The sequence below is a fragment of the Algibacter lectus genome, assembly GCF_004368925.1.
In the GTDB taxonomy this organism is placed as follows: Bacteria; Bacteroidota; Bacteroidia; order Flavobacteriales; family Flavobacteriaceae; genus Algibacter; species Algibacter lectus.
Window position 1 is genome coordinate 565625 of the sequence record NZ_SORL01000008.1, and the last position, 14495, is coordinate 580119.

At 32.8% G+C, this 14495-nt stretch carries 11 protein-coding genes; 9 read left to right on the forward strand and 2 right to left on the reverse strand.

What is annotated here, in order from left to right:
- Positions 1 to 30: 30 nt before the first annotated feature.
- The 3 genes from mnmG to DFQ06_RS10865 all read left to right on the forward strand — a co-directional run bounded on the left by mnmG (position 31) and on the right by DFQ06_RS10865 (position 4165).
- Positions 31 to 1902 (forward strand): tRNA uridine-5-carboxymethylaminomethyl(34) synthesis enzyme MnmG, encoded by a 1872-nt coding sequence (gene mnmG, locus DFQ06_RS10855; RefSeq protein WP_133967672.1) that lies wholly within the window; start codon positions 31 to 33, stop codon positions 1900 to 1902.
- Between the two features lie 620 nt (positions 1903 to 2522).
- Positions 2523 to 3383, forward strand: a complete 861-nt coding sequence (locus DFQ06_RS10860; protein WP_042504161.1) for a class I SAM-dependent methyltransferase — start codon at positions 2523 to 2525, stop codon at positions 3381 to 3383.
- 251 nt (positions 3384 to 3634) lie between these two features.
- Positions 3635 to 4165 carry an OmpH/Skp family outer membrane protein gene (locus DFQ06_RS10865; protein WP_042504158.1) on the forward strand — a complete coding sequence of 177 codons (531 nt, stop codon included), beginning with the start codon at positions 3635 to 3637 and terminating at the stop codon, positions 4163 to 4165.
- Between the two features lie 86 nt (positions 4166 to 4251).
- On the opposite strand, the gene DFQ06_RS10870 is transcribed toward DFQ06_RS10865, so the two are convergent.
- Positions 4252 to 5406: a DNA polymerase III subunit gene (locus DFQ06_RS10870; RefSeq protein ID WP_074936546.1), complete on the reverse strand. Its 1155-nt coding sequence runs from the start codon at positions 5404 to 5406 to the stop codon at positions 4252 to 4254.
- A gap of 206 nt (positions 5407 to 5612) precedes the next feature.
- Between DFQ06_RS10870 and DFQ06_RS10875 the strand changes: the two genes are divergently transcribed.
- The 3 genes from DFQ06_RS10875 to DFQ06_RS10885 all read left to right on the forward strand — a co-directional run bounded on the left by DFQ06_RS10875 (position 5613) and on the right by DFQ06_RS10885 (position 9709).
- A complete protein-coding gene (locus tag DFQ06_RS10875; protein ID WP_133967674.1) occupies positions 5613 to 6800 on the forward strand; it encodes a phosphoglycerate kinase in 1188 nt (395 codons plus the stop codon).
- A gap of 296 nt (positions 6801 to 7096) precedes the next feature.
- Positions 7097 to 8683: a lytic transglycosylase domain-containing protein gene (locus DFQ06_RS10880; protein WP_133967676.1), complete on the forward strand. Its 1587-nt coding sequence runs from the start codon at positions 7097 to 7099 to the stop codon at positions 8681 to 8683.
- Between the two features lie 18 nt (positions 8684 to 8701).
- A complete protein-coding gene (locus DFQ06_RS10885) occupies positions 8702 to 9709 on the forward strand; it encodes a DUF4837 family protein (protein ID WP_042504150.1) in 1008 nt (335 codons plus the stop codon).
- Between the two features lie 73 nt (positions 9710 to 9782).
- On the opposite strand, the gene tatA is transcribed toward DFQ06_RS10885, so the two are convergent.
- Positions 9783 to 9968, reverse strand: a complete 186-nt coding sequence (tatA, locus tag DFQ06_RS10890; RefSeq protein WP_042504148.1) for a twin-arginine translocase TatA/TatE family subunit — start codon at positions 9966 to 9968, stop codon at positions 9783 to 9785.
- A 141-nt stretch (positions 9969 to 10109) separates the two neighbouring features.
- Between tatA and DFQ06_RS10895 the strand changes: the two genes are divergently transcribed.
- The 3 genes from DFQ06_RS10895 to DFQ06_RS10905 all read left to right on the forward strand — a co-directional run bounded on the left by DFQ06_RS10895 (position 10110) and on the right by DFQ06_RS10905 (position 14491).
- Positions 10110 to 10979 carry a M23 family metallopeptidase gene (locus DFQ06_RS10895; RefSeq protein ID WP_074936542.1) on the forward strand — a complete coding sequence of 290 codons (870 nt, stop codon included), beginning with the start codon at positions 10110 to 10112 and terminating at the stop codon, positions 10977 to 10979.
- Between the two features lie 289 nt (positions 10980 to 11268).
- Positions 11269 to 12753, forward strand: a complete 1485-nt coding sequence (locus tag DFQ06_RS10900) for a GH3 auxin-responsive promoter family protein (protein WP_133967678.1) — start codon at positions 11269 to 11271, stop codon at positions 12751 to 12753.
- Between the two features lie 46 nt (positions 12754 to 12799).
- Positions 12800 to 14491, forward strand: coding sequence for a DUF6909 family protein (locus DFQ06_RS10905; RefSeq protein WP_133967680.1), 1692 nt, complete (start codon positions 12800 to 12802; stop codon positions 14489 to 14491).
- The last annotated feature ends 4 nt before the right edge of the window (positions 14492 to 14495 follow it).

The following is a 14495-nucleotide window of genomic DNA, read 5'->3' on the forward strand; positions in this document are numbered from 1 at the left end:
AACATAACAAGTTAAAAAAAAAGGAAAAGCATGTTTAATGATGTTTATGATGTTATAGTTGTTGGCGCTGGGCACGCAGGAAGCGAAGCCGCTGCCGCTGCTGCTAATATGAGTAGTAAAACACTGTTGGTTACTATGAATTTACAAAACATCGCTCAGATGTCTTGTAATCCAGCGATGGGTGGTATTGCTAAAGGACAAATAGTTCGAGAGATAGATGCGCTTGGTGGGTATAGCGGAATTGTTTCCGATACATCGGCTATTCAATTTAAAATGTTGAATAAATCTAAAGGGCCTGCAATGTGGAGTCCGAGAGTTCAAAGTGATAGAATGCGTTTTGCTGAAGACTGGAGAATGCTTTTAGAAGGAACGCCTAATCTTGATTTTTATCAAGATATGGTTTCTAGTTTAATTGTAGAAAATCATAAAGTGGTTGGTGTAAAAACCTCTTTAGGAATTAGTATAAAAGCTAAATCTGTTGTGCTTACAAATGGTACTTTTTTAAATGGCTTAATTCATATCGGAGATAAAAATTTTGGTGGTGGTAGAGCAGGAGAAAGAGCGGCAACTGGAATTACAGAACAGCTTGTAGAATTAGGTTTTGAATCTGGTAGAATGAAAACTGGAACACCTCCAAGAGTTGATGGTCGTAGTTTAGATTATTCTAAAATGCTTGAACAACCTGGAGATGTAAATCCAGAAAAATTCTCTTATTTGGATATTACAAAACCTTTGGAAAAACAACGTTCTTGTTACATGACTTACACGAGTCTTGAAGTGCATGATTTGCTTCGCGAAGGCTTTGATAGGTCTCCGATGTTTAATGGTAGAATTAAAAGTTTAGGACCGCGTTATTGCCCTTCTATTGAAGATAAAATTAATCGCTTTGCTGATAAGGATCGTCATCAATTATTTATAGAGCCGGAGGGTTGGAATACCTGTGAGGTTTATGTTAATGGCTTTTCTACATCTCTACCAGAAGATGTTCAGTTTAAAGCTCTGCGTGGTGTGGTTGGTTTTGAGAACGTGAAGTTTTTTAGACCAGGATATGCTATTGAATACGATTATTTCCCGCCTACACAATTAAAGCATACACTAGAAACTAAGTTGGTAGAAGGCTTGTATTTCGCAGGTCAAATAAATGGAACTACAGGTTATGAAGAAGCTGCTTCTCAAGGTTTAATGGCTGGTATAAATGCAAGTTTAAAAACCCAGGAGAAAGATCCTTTTACTCTAAAAAGAGATGAGGCATATATAGGTGTTTTGGTTGATGATTTGATTACTAAAGGAACAGAGGAGCCTTATAGAATGTTTACATCTCGTGCCGAATATAGAACACTTTTACGTCAGGATAATGCAGATATTAGGTTAACGCCAAAAGGATTTGAGTTGGGTTTAGCTTCTGAAAAACGTTTAAAACGTATGGAGGAAAAGCATGATGCTGCTGCTAAATTTGTAAGCTTTTTTGAAACTCAAAGCGTGAAACCGGAGGAGATTAATCCGATATTAGAGTCTAAAAATTCTGCGCTTGTTAATCAATCTGGAAAGCTTTTTAAAGTGTTCGCTAGGCCTAATGTGGATATGGAAGATGTGCGTAAAGTTGAAAGTGTTGAGGCGTATATTCAAGACAATAATTTGGATAGGGAAGTGATAGAGCAGACCGAAATTCAGGTAAAATACTCTGGGTATATTGCAAAGGAGAAAGTGAATGCAGATAAGTTATCACGTTTAGAGTATGTAAAAATACCTGCTAATTTTGATTACTCGCAGATTAAATCTATGAGTTTAGAAGCTCGTGAAAAACTTAAAAAAGTACAACCCGCAACAGTATCTCAGGCATCAAGAATTAGTGGTGTTTCACCAAATGATATTTCTGTTTTACTGGTTTATATGGGAAGGTAATCCATAATAATGGTTTAAAAGAAAAGTTATTTGAGTGAAATTAAATAGCTTTTTTTAATGTTCCACGTGGAACGTTTTGAGATTTAAATCTGATATTTTTTGTGTTTTTTTAGGTTTTAGAATATAAAAACCAGAATATAAAATCTAAAAAGAGTATCGATTTTTGAATTGAATTTTCTGAAAAAAAAAGTTATTTGCATGAATCTTGATCTTGTTTATGAAGAATTTGAATCTGATTTTTTTTAATTTTTGTAGAAAGAAATAGATATCATTTCTAAATTTGAAATAAGATTAGCTTCAGTAAATTTATCTAAAAAGTGTTTTGGTTTATAAAATAATATTGAAGTTTTGTGTTGAATTAGTTGTTGGGATTTAATTTTAAAACTCTAAAAAAAGATTAAAACAGAAATAAAACATTTAATTTAAAGTGAAAAATAATTAAAATATAGATGTCGTTTTGAGGTTGAGACCTAAATTAAAGATGGTTGTTTTTTAAATTTGTAAGACTGAAAATAGTTTTAATTTTAACTTTAATCTATAATAATAAATAAGAAAACGGGCTTCAATTATTTATAGAAGTAATCGTTTTTAAAGTGTCAATTAAATAAATTACGTGGTTCGTGGTAAAAAATCAATCAACAAATAAGTACTTAAAAGTAAAAGATTATTCTGTTTCTGGAGAAGAATTTGAGTTAATAGAAAACCAAGAATATGGTTTTTTAGAAACTACACCGCAACCAACTTTAGATAAATTACCTGGGTATTATCAAAGTGAAGATTATATTTCACACACCGATTCTAAGAGAAATGCCTTCGAAAAGGTGTATCATTTGGTGAGAAGTATTTCACTAAAAAAGAAACTTAAGCTTATTAATTCTTTTTCTTCGGAAGCAAAACAGCTTTTAGATGTAGGTTGTGGTACAGGTGATTTTTTACAAACCGCACAACAAAATGGTTGGTTGGTTTCTGGTATTGAACCAAACGAAGAGGCTAGGGGTATAGCGAATAGTAAAACAAATAAGTCTGTTTTTGATACAGAACAACTTCAAAAATTTGAATCGAAACAATTTGATGTTATTACGCTTTGGCATGTTTTGGAACATTTGCCGAATTTAGAAGATCATATAAAAACCTTTAAAACACTTTTAAAAGACAACGGAACTTTACTTATTGCTGTTCCTAATTACAAAAGTTTTGATGCAAAACACTATAAAGAATTTTGGGCGGCATTTGATGTGCCTAGACATCTTTGGCATTTTAATCAAGTTTCTATTTCTAATTTAGTTTCTAAACAAAACATGAGTGTTGTAAAAACAAAACCAATGCTGTTTGATGCGTTTTATGTGAGCATGCTTTCTGAAAAATATAAAACGGGCAAGATGAATCCGGTTAAAGGATTTTGGTACGGTTTACGTTCTAACTTGAAATCTATAAGCTCAAAAGAGGCTTCTTCGTTAATTTATATCATTAAAAACAGCTAAAAATTATTTTTAGCTATCTATTTTAGATTATTTAACGTTATAACGTCTAAATATAAGTCGGTTTTTTTTAAATCGCTTAGAGCGCTTTATATGAAGCTGTTTTTGATAGTAATTATTTATTTAGACTTTGAATCGGTATAAGTTTTTGTTATATGTTAAAATCCGAATAATTACATGATGTTTTAAAGCTTACTTTATTACATTTGTTCGGATTAAAAAAATTAACCAAAATATAATCAAAAAAAATAAAAATGAAGAACATACTTTATGTTGCCATCGCGATGCTTGTTTTAGCATCTTGTGAAAAACCAAATAAAATTGGATTTGTAGATAACGGAGTCGTTATTAATGATTATCAAGAAAAAATTGATTTAGAAGCAAAATACAAAGCCAAAGATGAAGCTTTTAGAAAAAGAGCAGATAGTATTGGATTAGCTTTTCAAACAGAAGCTCAAAAAACACAAGCCGAAGCGCAAAGAATTGCTAGAAGCAATAGAAAAAAAGCAGAGGAGTTAATGACGGGTTTACAGCAAAAACAACAACAGTTACAACAGCAAATGCAAGTTGAACAACAACAATTAACACAAGCTTTTCAAGCAGATATAGATTCTGTAATTGTAAAAGTTAAAGATTTTGTTGGGGCTTACGGTAAAACAAATGGTTATAACTATATCTTAGGAACTAGCGAAGCTGCTGCTACAGTAATGTACGGTGAAGAGAAAAGCGATCTTACTAAAGCAATTGTTGAAGCTATCAATGCTGATTATAAGAAAGCAGAATAAGCTTTTAGATTATAAAACGGAAAAGGCCTATTAAATAATTTAATAGGCCTTTTTTTATGCAGTAAACTAACTAGTTTAAAACGTTTTTAATCTGCTTTTTTATGTAGTAAACGCGTTAGTTTTATAGACAAATCGGTAAGTATAATTTTAGAGTTTCCGTTACGTTCTATATGGTAGATGGCATCTTGAAGCTCATTACTAATGTCCATAATGTTGTTTCCGTGTACGTAAGGAGCAAAATTTTCTAGCTTAAATTTATCAGATTTAGGTTCAAAAAACACCAAATCATCAGCTTTATAATTAAGTAGTAAAGCTTGTCTAAAAAAGTCTAAACAGAAGTTTAAAAATTGCTTTTGAGTTTCACGTCCTGTTTTAGCAATATCTTCACTCCAAGAAATTAAATCTAGAATAGCAGCCTTGTTTCCTTTAGCTTTAAAGGCGCTTCGAATCCACATAATAAACCAAGTTTCAAACTGGTTATCTTCGGTATCTTGGTATACTAAATCGCATGCTTTATTGTAGTTCCCATTGCTTTGGTGTGCTATTTTAGTAGCTACATTTCTATCAATATTAAATTGCTTCACTAACGCGTCTACAATAACATCTTCGGCTAGTGGCGGAAAGTGTAAAATTTGACAACGCGAACGTATGGTGTTTATAATTTGCTCTTCTTCTTCAGCAATTAATATAAAAACGGTTTTATTTGGTGGCTCTTCAATTAGCTTTAAAAGCTTATTGGCACAGGCGCCGTTCATTTTTTCGGCCATCCAGATAAGCATGACTTTATAACCGCCTTCGTAAGACTTCAGTGTAAGCGATTTTACAATATTTAGCGCTTCGTCTACACCAATTTGGCCTTGTTTATTATCTACGCCAAGTAGTTTGTACCAATCGAATAAGTTTCCGTAAGGTTGTTCTTTTAAAAGTTTTCTCCATTCTTCTAAGTAAAAACTAGACACCGGTTTGCTTTTTACTTTATCGCTGGTAGTTACCGGAAAAGCAAAGTGTAAATCGGGATGCGAAATACTATTAAATTTTAAATTGCAAGCTTCGTTTCCAGAGGTGTTTTCTCCTCCAGAATTTGAGCATAGCAAATATTGAGCATAAGCGATAGCCATGGGTAATGTACCCGAACCTTCGTTACCTACAAATAATTGCGCGTGAGCAATTCGTCCATTATCAACACTCGTGGTTAAATGGTTTTTTATGTGATCTTGACCTAAAACATCTTTAAAAAGCATGAAACAAACGTACATAAAATTTAGATATTTTTTTGTAATTTATCTATGAATATCTACTAAAACGGGTTGTATCTAGAGTGTACATTTCTAGTTTTTAAAAATTATCGCTTCGCTACATCGTTTTCGTTAAAAAACACGTTTTAAATGGCTGTTTATTTAGTTACATTTGTGAATCAAATAGTTAAAAATTAAAACATATAAATAAAATGAAAACGCTTAACGATTTTAATTTCGAGAATAAAAAAGCATTAATTCGCGTAGATTTTAATGTGCCTTTAAATGATAAGTTTGAAGTTACTGATGCTACGAGAATTGTATCTGCAAAACCAACAATTATTAAAATTTTAGAAGATGGTGGAAGCTGTATTTTAATGTCTCATTTAGGTCGTCCAAAAGGTTTTCAAGATGAGTTTTCTTTAAAGCACATTGCTAGTAAAGTAGAAGATATTTTAGGTGTTGAAGTTAAAACAGTTGCCGATTGTGTTGGTGCAGATGTTGAAGCTGCTGCTGCAAGCTTAGAGCCAGGACAAGTTTTATTATTAGAAAACTTACGTTTTTACAAAGAGGAAACTGCTGGAGATAAAGATTTTGCTGAAAAACTATCTAAGTTAGGTGATATTTATGTGAATGACGCTTTTGGTACAGCACACCGTGCGCACGCATCTACAACTATTATTGCTCAATTTTTTAACGGTAAAAAATGTTTTGGTAGTTTATTAGCACAAGAAATAGAAAGTATTAATAAAGTAATGGAAACTGGGGAGAAGCCTGTTTTAGCTATTCTTGGAGGAGCAAAAGTATCGTCTAAAATTACTATTATCGAAAACATTTTGGATAAAGTAGATCACCTTATTATTGGTGGTGGTATGGCATTTACTTTTGTAAAAGCACAAGGTGGTAAAATTGGTAATTCTATTTGTGAGGATGATAAAATGCCTTTAGCTTTAGATATTTTAAAACAAGCAAAAGAGAAAAACGTTCAAATTCATATTCCTGTAGATACTGTTGCTGCAGATGATTTTAGTAACGATGCTAATACACAAATTGTTGATATTAACGAAATTCCTGATGGTTGGGAAGGTGTAGATGCTGGACCAAAATCTAGAAAACAATTTCATGATGTTGTAATGCAATGTAAAACCATACTTTGGAATGGGCCATTAGGTGTTTTTGAAATGGAAAGTTTTGCTGGTGGAACTATAGAATTGGGGAATTCTATTGCCGAAGCTACTAAAAAAGGAGCGTTTTCTTTAGTTGGTGGTGGAGATTCTGTTGCTGCTGTTAAGCAATTTGGTTTTGAGCATAAAGTAAGTTACGTAAGTACTGGTGGTGGTGCTATGTTAGAAAGCTTAGAAGGAAAAACACTTCCTGGTATTGCTGCTATTTTAGAATAGGCAGTATATCGTTTTAAGGATATAAAAATCATCTTGGTTTTCTTTTTTATCTAAAGAAACTAAGATGATTTTTTTTGTGCGTTTTAGTTTCGCGTGAGCTAAATTTTGGTATATATTTTGTGGTAAGGTTTTAGTGCTGTTTTTAGAATTAAAAAGATGGTTTTGTAGTGTTTACGGACGTTTTAACCTGCTTTGTTTTTTCTGAATTAGAAAGTAATTAATATTTAGTTTTCTAATTCTCATAAAAAACACGACTTTAGCCATAACATCGTTGAATAACGAACTGAACAGATTTTATGAATTTCCGATTTTATATAGTTTTATTTATCTTTAATATTAGCTTTTGTTATGCTCAAAAGGCCGATTCTACATTGGTACAAGGCGTAAAAGTTAAAGATTCCCTTGTTCAGAAAACGAGCATGATGCAAGATTCTTTAATCGATAGAACAACGCAAGGTCTTAAAGAAATCTTGGTTTTAAAAGATAGTTTGTCTTTCAAAACATTAAAAGATGATGCTTACGCGGCTAAAATTGACCAAAAGTGGTTGGAAGAACTGTATAGTAATGCCCTTTATGATACTATTTACAAGTCTGTAAGCGAGTTAAAGTACGATCCTGTTGATTACCCTGAATTATCTACAGACACTTTAAAAGCGCGCTTAAAAAGGCTTGATGCGCGTACACCTTTTAATGTGGAATATAATCCATCGTTAGAAAGTGTTATAAAGTCGTATTTAAAGCATAGAAGGCGTCATTTACAAACATTAATTACGGCGAGTGCATTTTATTTCCCGATGTTTGAGCGTGAGTTAGATAATCAAAATATTCCTTTAGAGATTAAATATTTGGCCATTGTAGAATCTGCATTAAAACCTCGTGCAAAATCTAGAGTTGGCGCTACCGGTTTGTGGCAGTTTATGTTTGCTACCGGAAAGCAATATGGCTTAGACGTTAGTAGTTATGTAGACGAGCGTAGCGACCCAATAAAATCCACAATAGCGGCTTCTAAATACTTATCAGATTTGTACCGTATTTTTGGTGATTGGGATTTGGCTTTAGCTGCTTATAATTCGGGACCAGGAAACGTTTCTAAAGCTATTAGGCGTTCTGGAGGTTACAGGAATTATTGGAATATTCGACATAATTTACCACGTGAAACAGCTGGATATCTACCTGCTTTTTTGGCAAACATGTATATTTTTGAATATGCAGAAGAGCATGGGTTTACAAAGTATAAACCCGAAATAGCATATTTTGAAACCGATACTATTCGTGTAAAACGTATGATTACCTTAGATCAAGTTTCGGAAGTTACAAGTGTGCCTATAGAGAAATTACAGTTCTTAAATCCTTCATATAAATTAGATGTTGTTCCTTTTATAAAAGAAGAAAATTATAGCTTAAGGTTACCAAATGAAGTGATAGGAACCTTTGTAAATAATGAAGATTCTATTTATGCTTACGCTAAAGCGGAATTTGAAAAAAGAGAAAAACCATTACCGCAATTTTTTGAGGCGGATGATAAAATTACCTATCGTGTAAAATCTGGCGATTACTTAGGTAAAATTTCTAGAATGTATGCGGTTAGGGTTAGTGATATAAAACGTTGGAATGGCTTACGTAGTAATAGCTTAAAAATTGGGCAGCGATTAACTATTTTCCCTAAAAAACCTCATACTTCAACATCTAGCGCACCAAAGGCAGCTGTTAAAATAAAGCCTATTAAAGGCGAGGTAGTTTATTATACGGTAAGTGATGGAGATTCGTTATGGAGTATTTCTCAAAAATTTCCTGAAGTTTCTGTTCAAGATATTAAAGAATGGAACGGTATTAGTGGTAGTAAATTGAAAATAGGTATGAAACTTAAAATAGCTAAACTTTAAAAAAAACAATATATCATTATGCGAAAAATTATTTTTTCTGCCATGGCTTTAATATTATTAGTGTCTTGTGGCGATAAGAAAACTTCAGATAATTCTATGTTACCAGATTCTTCTGGAAATATTAGTCATGTTTCTGTGGTTTTAGGTAACGATTTATGGGACGGTAGTGTAGGAGAAGCGATTAGAAATATACTGGGAACACCTATTTATGGACTTCCGCAAGATGAGCCTATGTTTTCTGTAAGTCAGATTCCGGCATCGGTTTTCTCTGGTTTTGTAACTAAAAACAGAACGATTTTAAAGATTGTTCCGAATAAAGAAGCTGGAATTAAATATGTTGATGATGTGTATGCAAAGCCCCAAAAAGTAATTACCGTTTCGGGGAAAACACGAGAAGAGATTATTAGCACGCTTAATGCAAATGCCGATAAAATTATTGAAACTTTCAGAAATGTCGAGCTTACGGAGCGTTTGCGTCAAATGAGTAAATCTAATCACACGCATACATCTATAGAAGAAAAGTTGGGATTAACCATTGATTTTCCTTCTATTTATAGAATAGCGAAGGAGAGTGATAATTTCTTTTGGGTAAGAAAAGAGATAACAACCGGAACTAATAATTTAATGATTTATACTCTACCGTTTGATGCAATAACGCGAAATGATAGTGTGGTTAATCAAATTATAAAAGTAAGAGATTCTGTTGGTGAATTATACATTCGAGGAAGACAAGACGGTGAGTTAAAGGCTAACGGTGATAAAATAGAGTCGTATATGATTACTGAGAACGCGTATACGCCTTTTCATGGTGAAACTATTGTAGATAATAAGCCAACTTTAGAGACTAAGGGTTTGTGGGATTTAAAAGCCGATTTTATGGGCGGACCATTTATTAACTATGCTATTGAAGATAAAATTAATAAACGTTGGGTAGTTATTGAAGGTTTTGCTTTCGCACCATCGGTAGAAAAACGTAACTATATGTTGGAACTTGAAGCTATTATTAGATCGGTTAAAATAAAGTAAGTTAAGAAAACAGCATAAAAAAAGACCAACATTTACATGAAATGTTGGTCTTTTTTTTAAACTAAAATTAGTTTTATTCTTTTTTGTTGCTTGCTGTATCTTCTTCTTTACTAGCGTCTTTAAATTCTTTAATTCCACTACCAAGTCCGCGCATTAATTCAGGTATTTTTTTACCTCCAAATAAAAGTAAAACAACCACTACAATTAAAATAATTTGTGGAGCCCCAATCATTCCTAAAAATATGTTCGATAACATCATAACTTTCAATTTTGTTTTGCAAAGTTAATAATTAAACTTAAATAACATCGTTTTAAACATAACTTTAGCATATTGCCAAACACGTATTTAAATAGTTGAATTTGTAATTACTTAATAAATTCTATTTATTTTTGTTTTAACATGAAAGAAAAAAAGAAAAAGCCAAAGAAAATAAAACGCAAACTGCTTGATAGGTATAAGCTTGTTATACTTAACGAAAATACGTTTGAGGAGCGTTTATCGCTTAACTTAACGCGTTTAAATGTGTTTGTTTTAATATCGGTGTCTGCTATATTTTTAGTGGCAGCAACCTATGCTTTAATTGCATTTACACCACTTAGGGAGTATATTCCTGGTTATTCTTCAACAGCATTGAAAAGAAAAGCTACCGAATTGAATTATAAAACGGATTCTTTACAGAAAGCGATTTCGGTAAATGAATTGTATTATGCATCAATAAAAAAGGTTTTAAAGGGAGATTTAAGCCCGGAAAATTTTGATAAAGATTCCATTATTCAAGCAGTTCAATTAGAGGCTAGTGAGGTAGATTTAAATCCGTCTTCAGCCGATTCTTTGCTTCGTGAAAAGGTAGATAAAGAAGATAAATATAATTTGTTTGAGTCGGCAACATCGGCGACCAACTTTATATTATTTCCTCCAGCAAGTGGAACTATTAGTGCATCTTACAATGTAAAAGAAAAGCATTATGCTGTAGATGTTGTAGTCGCAAAAGACACACCAATTAAGGCTACAGCTGATGGTATTGTAATTTTTGCCGAATGGACCGCTAGTACAGGTTACGTGGCGATAATAGAGCATAGTTATGGTTTAATATCTGTATACAAGCACAATGCAAGTTTAACAAAAGCACAAGGTGATTTGGTAAAAGCAGGCGAGGTTATTGCTACTGCGGGAAATACAGGTGAGTTATCTACTGGGCCACATTTACATTTTGAGCTTTGGAATGATGGTTATCCTATTAATCCAACAAATTTTATAGATTTTAAATAATATGTTCAGTTTAAATTAGGTTTTGAATCTTTTGACTTTTATGTTATTTTCTTTAGTTGAAATTAAATAAAAACACCCTATTTCACTTATAAAAACCTAGTTGTTTGTAGAATGAAAATAATGGTAGAAGCTTTATATATTAAGGTTAAATTTTATAAGAGTAACCAAAATAATTTTGCTAAATTACGTTACTTAAATAGTTCGAAAAATTTAGCTGTATTTTATCAAATTTAACTGACGAACGTGATAGTTTAATTATTAATTGGTTTAAAACGCATTCAAAATAAATATGTTTTCATTAAAAGCTGCATTAGCAAAACCCTTTGCAAAACGTGTTTTTAAATCCATTCAAAAATGGAGCAATAACCCTGTGGAAACTCAAGAAAAGGTGTTTCGTGAGTTAATTACAAAAGCTACGGCAACTCAATTTGGTGAGGATCATGATTTTGTTAGTATAAACTCGCATACCGATTTTGTAAAACGAGTACCTGTTCGAGATTATGAAGCCTTAAAACCTTATGTAGAACGAGTAGTTGCTGGCGAAAAAGATATTCTTTGGTCCGGGAAACCATTATATTTTGCAAAAACTTCGGGAACAACCTCTGGCGCAAAATATATTCCTATTACCAAAGAAAGTATGCCAAGCCATGTAGAAGCGGCTCGAAATGCGATTTTAATGTATATACACGAAACTGGTAATGCTAAGTTTGTAGACGGAAAAATGATTTTTTTACAAGGAAGTCCTATTTTAAAAGAGCAAAACGGAGTGCAATTAGGACGTCTTTCAGGTATTGTGGCGCATTATGTGCCTAAATATCTTCAGAAAAACAGATTACCATCTCTAGAAACTAATTGTATTGACGATTGGGAAACCAAGGTAGATGCCATAGTAGAAGAAACATTACCGGAGGATATGACTATTATTTCTGGAATTCCATCTTGGGTACAGATGTATTTTGAGAAGCTTCAGGAAAAAACGGGTAAAAAAGTTGGCGATATTTTTAAAAATTTCAACTTGTTTATTTTCGGAGGTGTGAATTACGAGCCTTATCGTGCTAAATTTGAAAACCTTATCGGAAGAAAAGTAGATAGTATTGAACTCTATCCTGCAAGTGAAGGTTTTTTTGCTTTCCAAGATAAACAGAATGAAAAAGGCATGTTACTTCAATTAAATTCTGGCATATTTTACGAGTTTATAAAAGCCGATGAGTTTTTTGATGATAACCCGAAACGAATTACTATTGGTGCTGTTGAGATTGGTGTAAATTATGTAATGATTATTTCGTCTAACGCTGGGCTTTGGGCTTATAATATTGGTGATACTGTTGAGTTTACTTCGGTAACACCATATCGTGTTATTGTTTCGGGGCGTATAAAACATTTTATCTCGGCCTTTGGAGAGCACGTAATTGGTAAAGAAGTAGAGCAGGCCATGCAAGAAGCAACGGCAAATACAGATATTCGCGTTTCAGAATTTACTGTGGCACCACAAATTAATCCTTCGGAAGGATTGCCTTATCATGAATGGTTTGTAGAATTTGAAAATAACCCTGAAGATCTTTCCGCTTTAGCGAAAAAAATAGACCAGTCTTTACAAACCCAAAATAGTTATTATTTCGACCTAATAAAAGGTAAGGTATTGCAGCCTTTAAAAATTACAAAAGTTGAGAAAGATGGATTTCAAAATTATATGAAATCTATTGGTAAATTGGGCGGACAGAACAAAATTCCAAGGCTTTCAAACGACCGTAAAATAGTTGATTTATTACGGTAAGAAAATTAATTAAAATAGTATTACCTTTGACCCACCAAATTAAATTATGAGTAATAAAAAACATCACGAAAGAACGAGAGCTCAGGAGAGTTCGAATGCTATTGAGCGCTTGTATATTACTATGCGCCACTTATTTAATCGCGGTTTCTATAAACCCATGGGGATTTCTGGTGAAACACTAAGGAGCTCTTTACTTTTATTGAGACCAGAAATTTACGGTTCTATTGGCGACGAAAAAGCTGAGCTTGAAGGTTTGCTTTACGTAATTGATAGATTACCCATTGGTATTGAAGAGTGCATGTTTATAAATTTAACCAGTGATGAAGGTTATGGAGATTCGCATTTTGAACCTATAATTCCACCAAAAAGACGTCGTAATTGCTACCGTATTGATGACGAGCAGATGAATATTGAAATTACACGCGGTCGCTCTGAAATTTACGATATTTTAACTCACCTTACTTTTCTGTTTGTAGAGTCTCATAAAATTAGCACACGTGTATTAATTAATGATGAAGGTGATACAACGCGCGATTGGATAAAACTAGAAAATGCTGTTTTATCTAAAAAGAAATTTACACAAGAAGAACGTGAAGTTGCTATTACACATACTGCAAATATTTTAGGCAGAACGTTTAAAGAAATTACGGATGTATATAGCGCATTTTCTACGACTTCGCAGCCAGAGCGTTTGTTGCATATTGTGTATTGGTTAGGTAAATTGGCGATAGAAGAACTGGTTGGTAATAATAAACGAACTATTACTTTTAGCCCGGTTTTAAGAGAGCGTATTGGTCATCATATCCATGGTGAAATATGGTCGAATACCATTAAGGAAACATTACACAAAAATAATTTATTAGAACGACCAATTCATATTATAAGTGCAAATATGCACAGTGTTATGAATACGCTTTTTACTCCAAATGCTTTAAAAACTATTGTTGCTAAAAAAGATATATTTGAAGTTTACGAGTCTTTAAGTCATAAAGAAAATGAGAGTTTACGCAATAAAATTTCTAAGGAAGCGTTGCAAAAAGGGATGTTCTATATTAAAGATACATCTGGAGCAAACATTGATGTGCAAATATTTGACACTAGTAAAATTGATAATTCTAAATTAGATATTAAAGCTTCTGAAACCGTTTTAAAAGAAAAGAAGCCGGTTATTATAGTAATGGACTATGCTTTTGGAGAGCAAGCTTATGAAACGATAGACGAACTTTTGAAGCCCTATAAACCTAAAGGGAAGGAGAAAGTACATATGAATGTAGAATCTCTATCCATAATGGGTAAAGCAGGTATTTTAGAAGGAGGTAAAGGTGATATTATGATACCATCGGCACATATTTTTGAAGGTACGGCAGATAACTATCCTTTTGATAACGAATTAAAACGTGAAGATTTAGAAGGAAAAGGTGTAAATGTTTATGATGGTTCTATGATAACCGTTTTAGGAACATCGCTTCAAAATAAAGACATTTTGAAATTCTTTTATAATTCCACATGGAATGTGATTGGATTAGAAATGGAAGGTGCACATTACCAAAAAGCAATACAAGCTGCATCTAAAGTACGTGGAAGTATAAGTCCAGATGTAAAAGTGCGTTATGCATATTACGCTAGTGATAACCCGTTAGAAACAGGAGCAACATTAGCCTCTGGAGGTTTAGGTGCCTCTGGAGTAAGACCAACATATTTAATTACAAGAACCATACTAGAACAAATATTAAATTAAAATT

Excerpts from the sequence above, each read along its gene's own strand:
- mnmG (WP_133967672.1), top strand. The coding sequence starts at position 31 with ATGTTTAATGATGTTTATGATGTTATAGTTGTTGGCGCTGGGCACGCA.
- DFQ06_RS10865 (WP_042504158.1), top strand. The coding sequence starts at position 3,635 with ATGAAGAACATACTTTATGTTGCCATCGCGATGCTTGTTTTAGCATCT.
- DFQ06_RS10870 (WP_074936546.1), bottom strand. The coding sequence starts at position 5,406 with ATGCTTTTTAAAGATGTTTTAGGTCAAGATCACATAAAAAACCATTTA.
- DFQ06_RS10875 (WP_133967674.1), top strand. The coding sequence starts at position 5,613 with ATGAAAACGCTTAACGATTTTAATTTCGAGAATAAAAAAGCATTAATT.
- DFQ06_RS10880 (WP_133967676.1), top strand. The coding sequence starts at position 7,097 with ATGAATTTCCGATTTTATATAGTTTTATTTATCTTTAATATTAGCTTT.
- DFQ06_RS10885 (WP_042504150.1), top strand. The coding sequence starts at position 8,702 with ATGCGAAAAATTATTTTTTCTGCCATGGCTTTAATATTATTAGTGTCT.
- tatA (WP_042504148.1), bottom strand. The coding sequence starts at position 9,968 with ATGATGTTATCGAACATATTTTTAGGAATGATTGGGGCTCCACAAATT.
- DFQ06_RS10895 (WP_074936542.1), top strand. The coding sequence starts at position 10,110 with ATGAAAGAAAAAAAGAAAAAGCCAAAGAAAATAAAACGCAAACTGCTT.
- DFQ06_RS10900 (WP_133967678.1), top strand. The coding sequence starts at position 11,269 with ATGTTTTCATTAAAAGCTGCATTAGCAAAACCCTTTGCAAAACGTGTT.
- DFQ06_RS10905 (WP_133967680.1), top strand. The coding sequence starts at position 12,800 with ATGAGTAATAAAAAACATCACGAAAGAACGAGAGCTCAGGAGAGTTCG.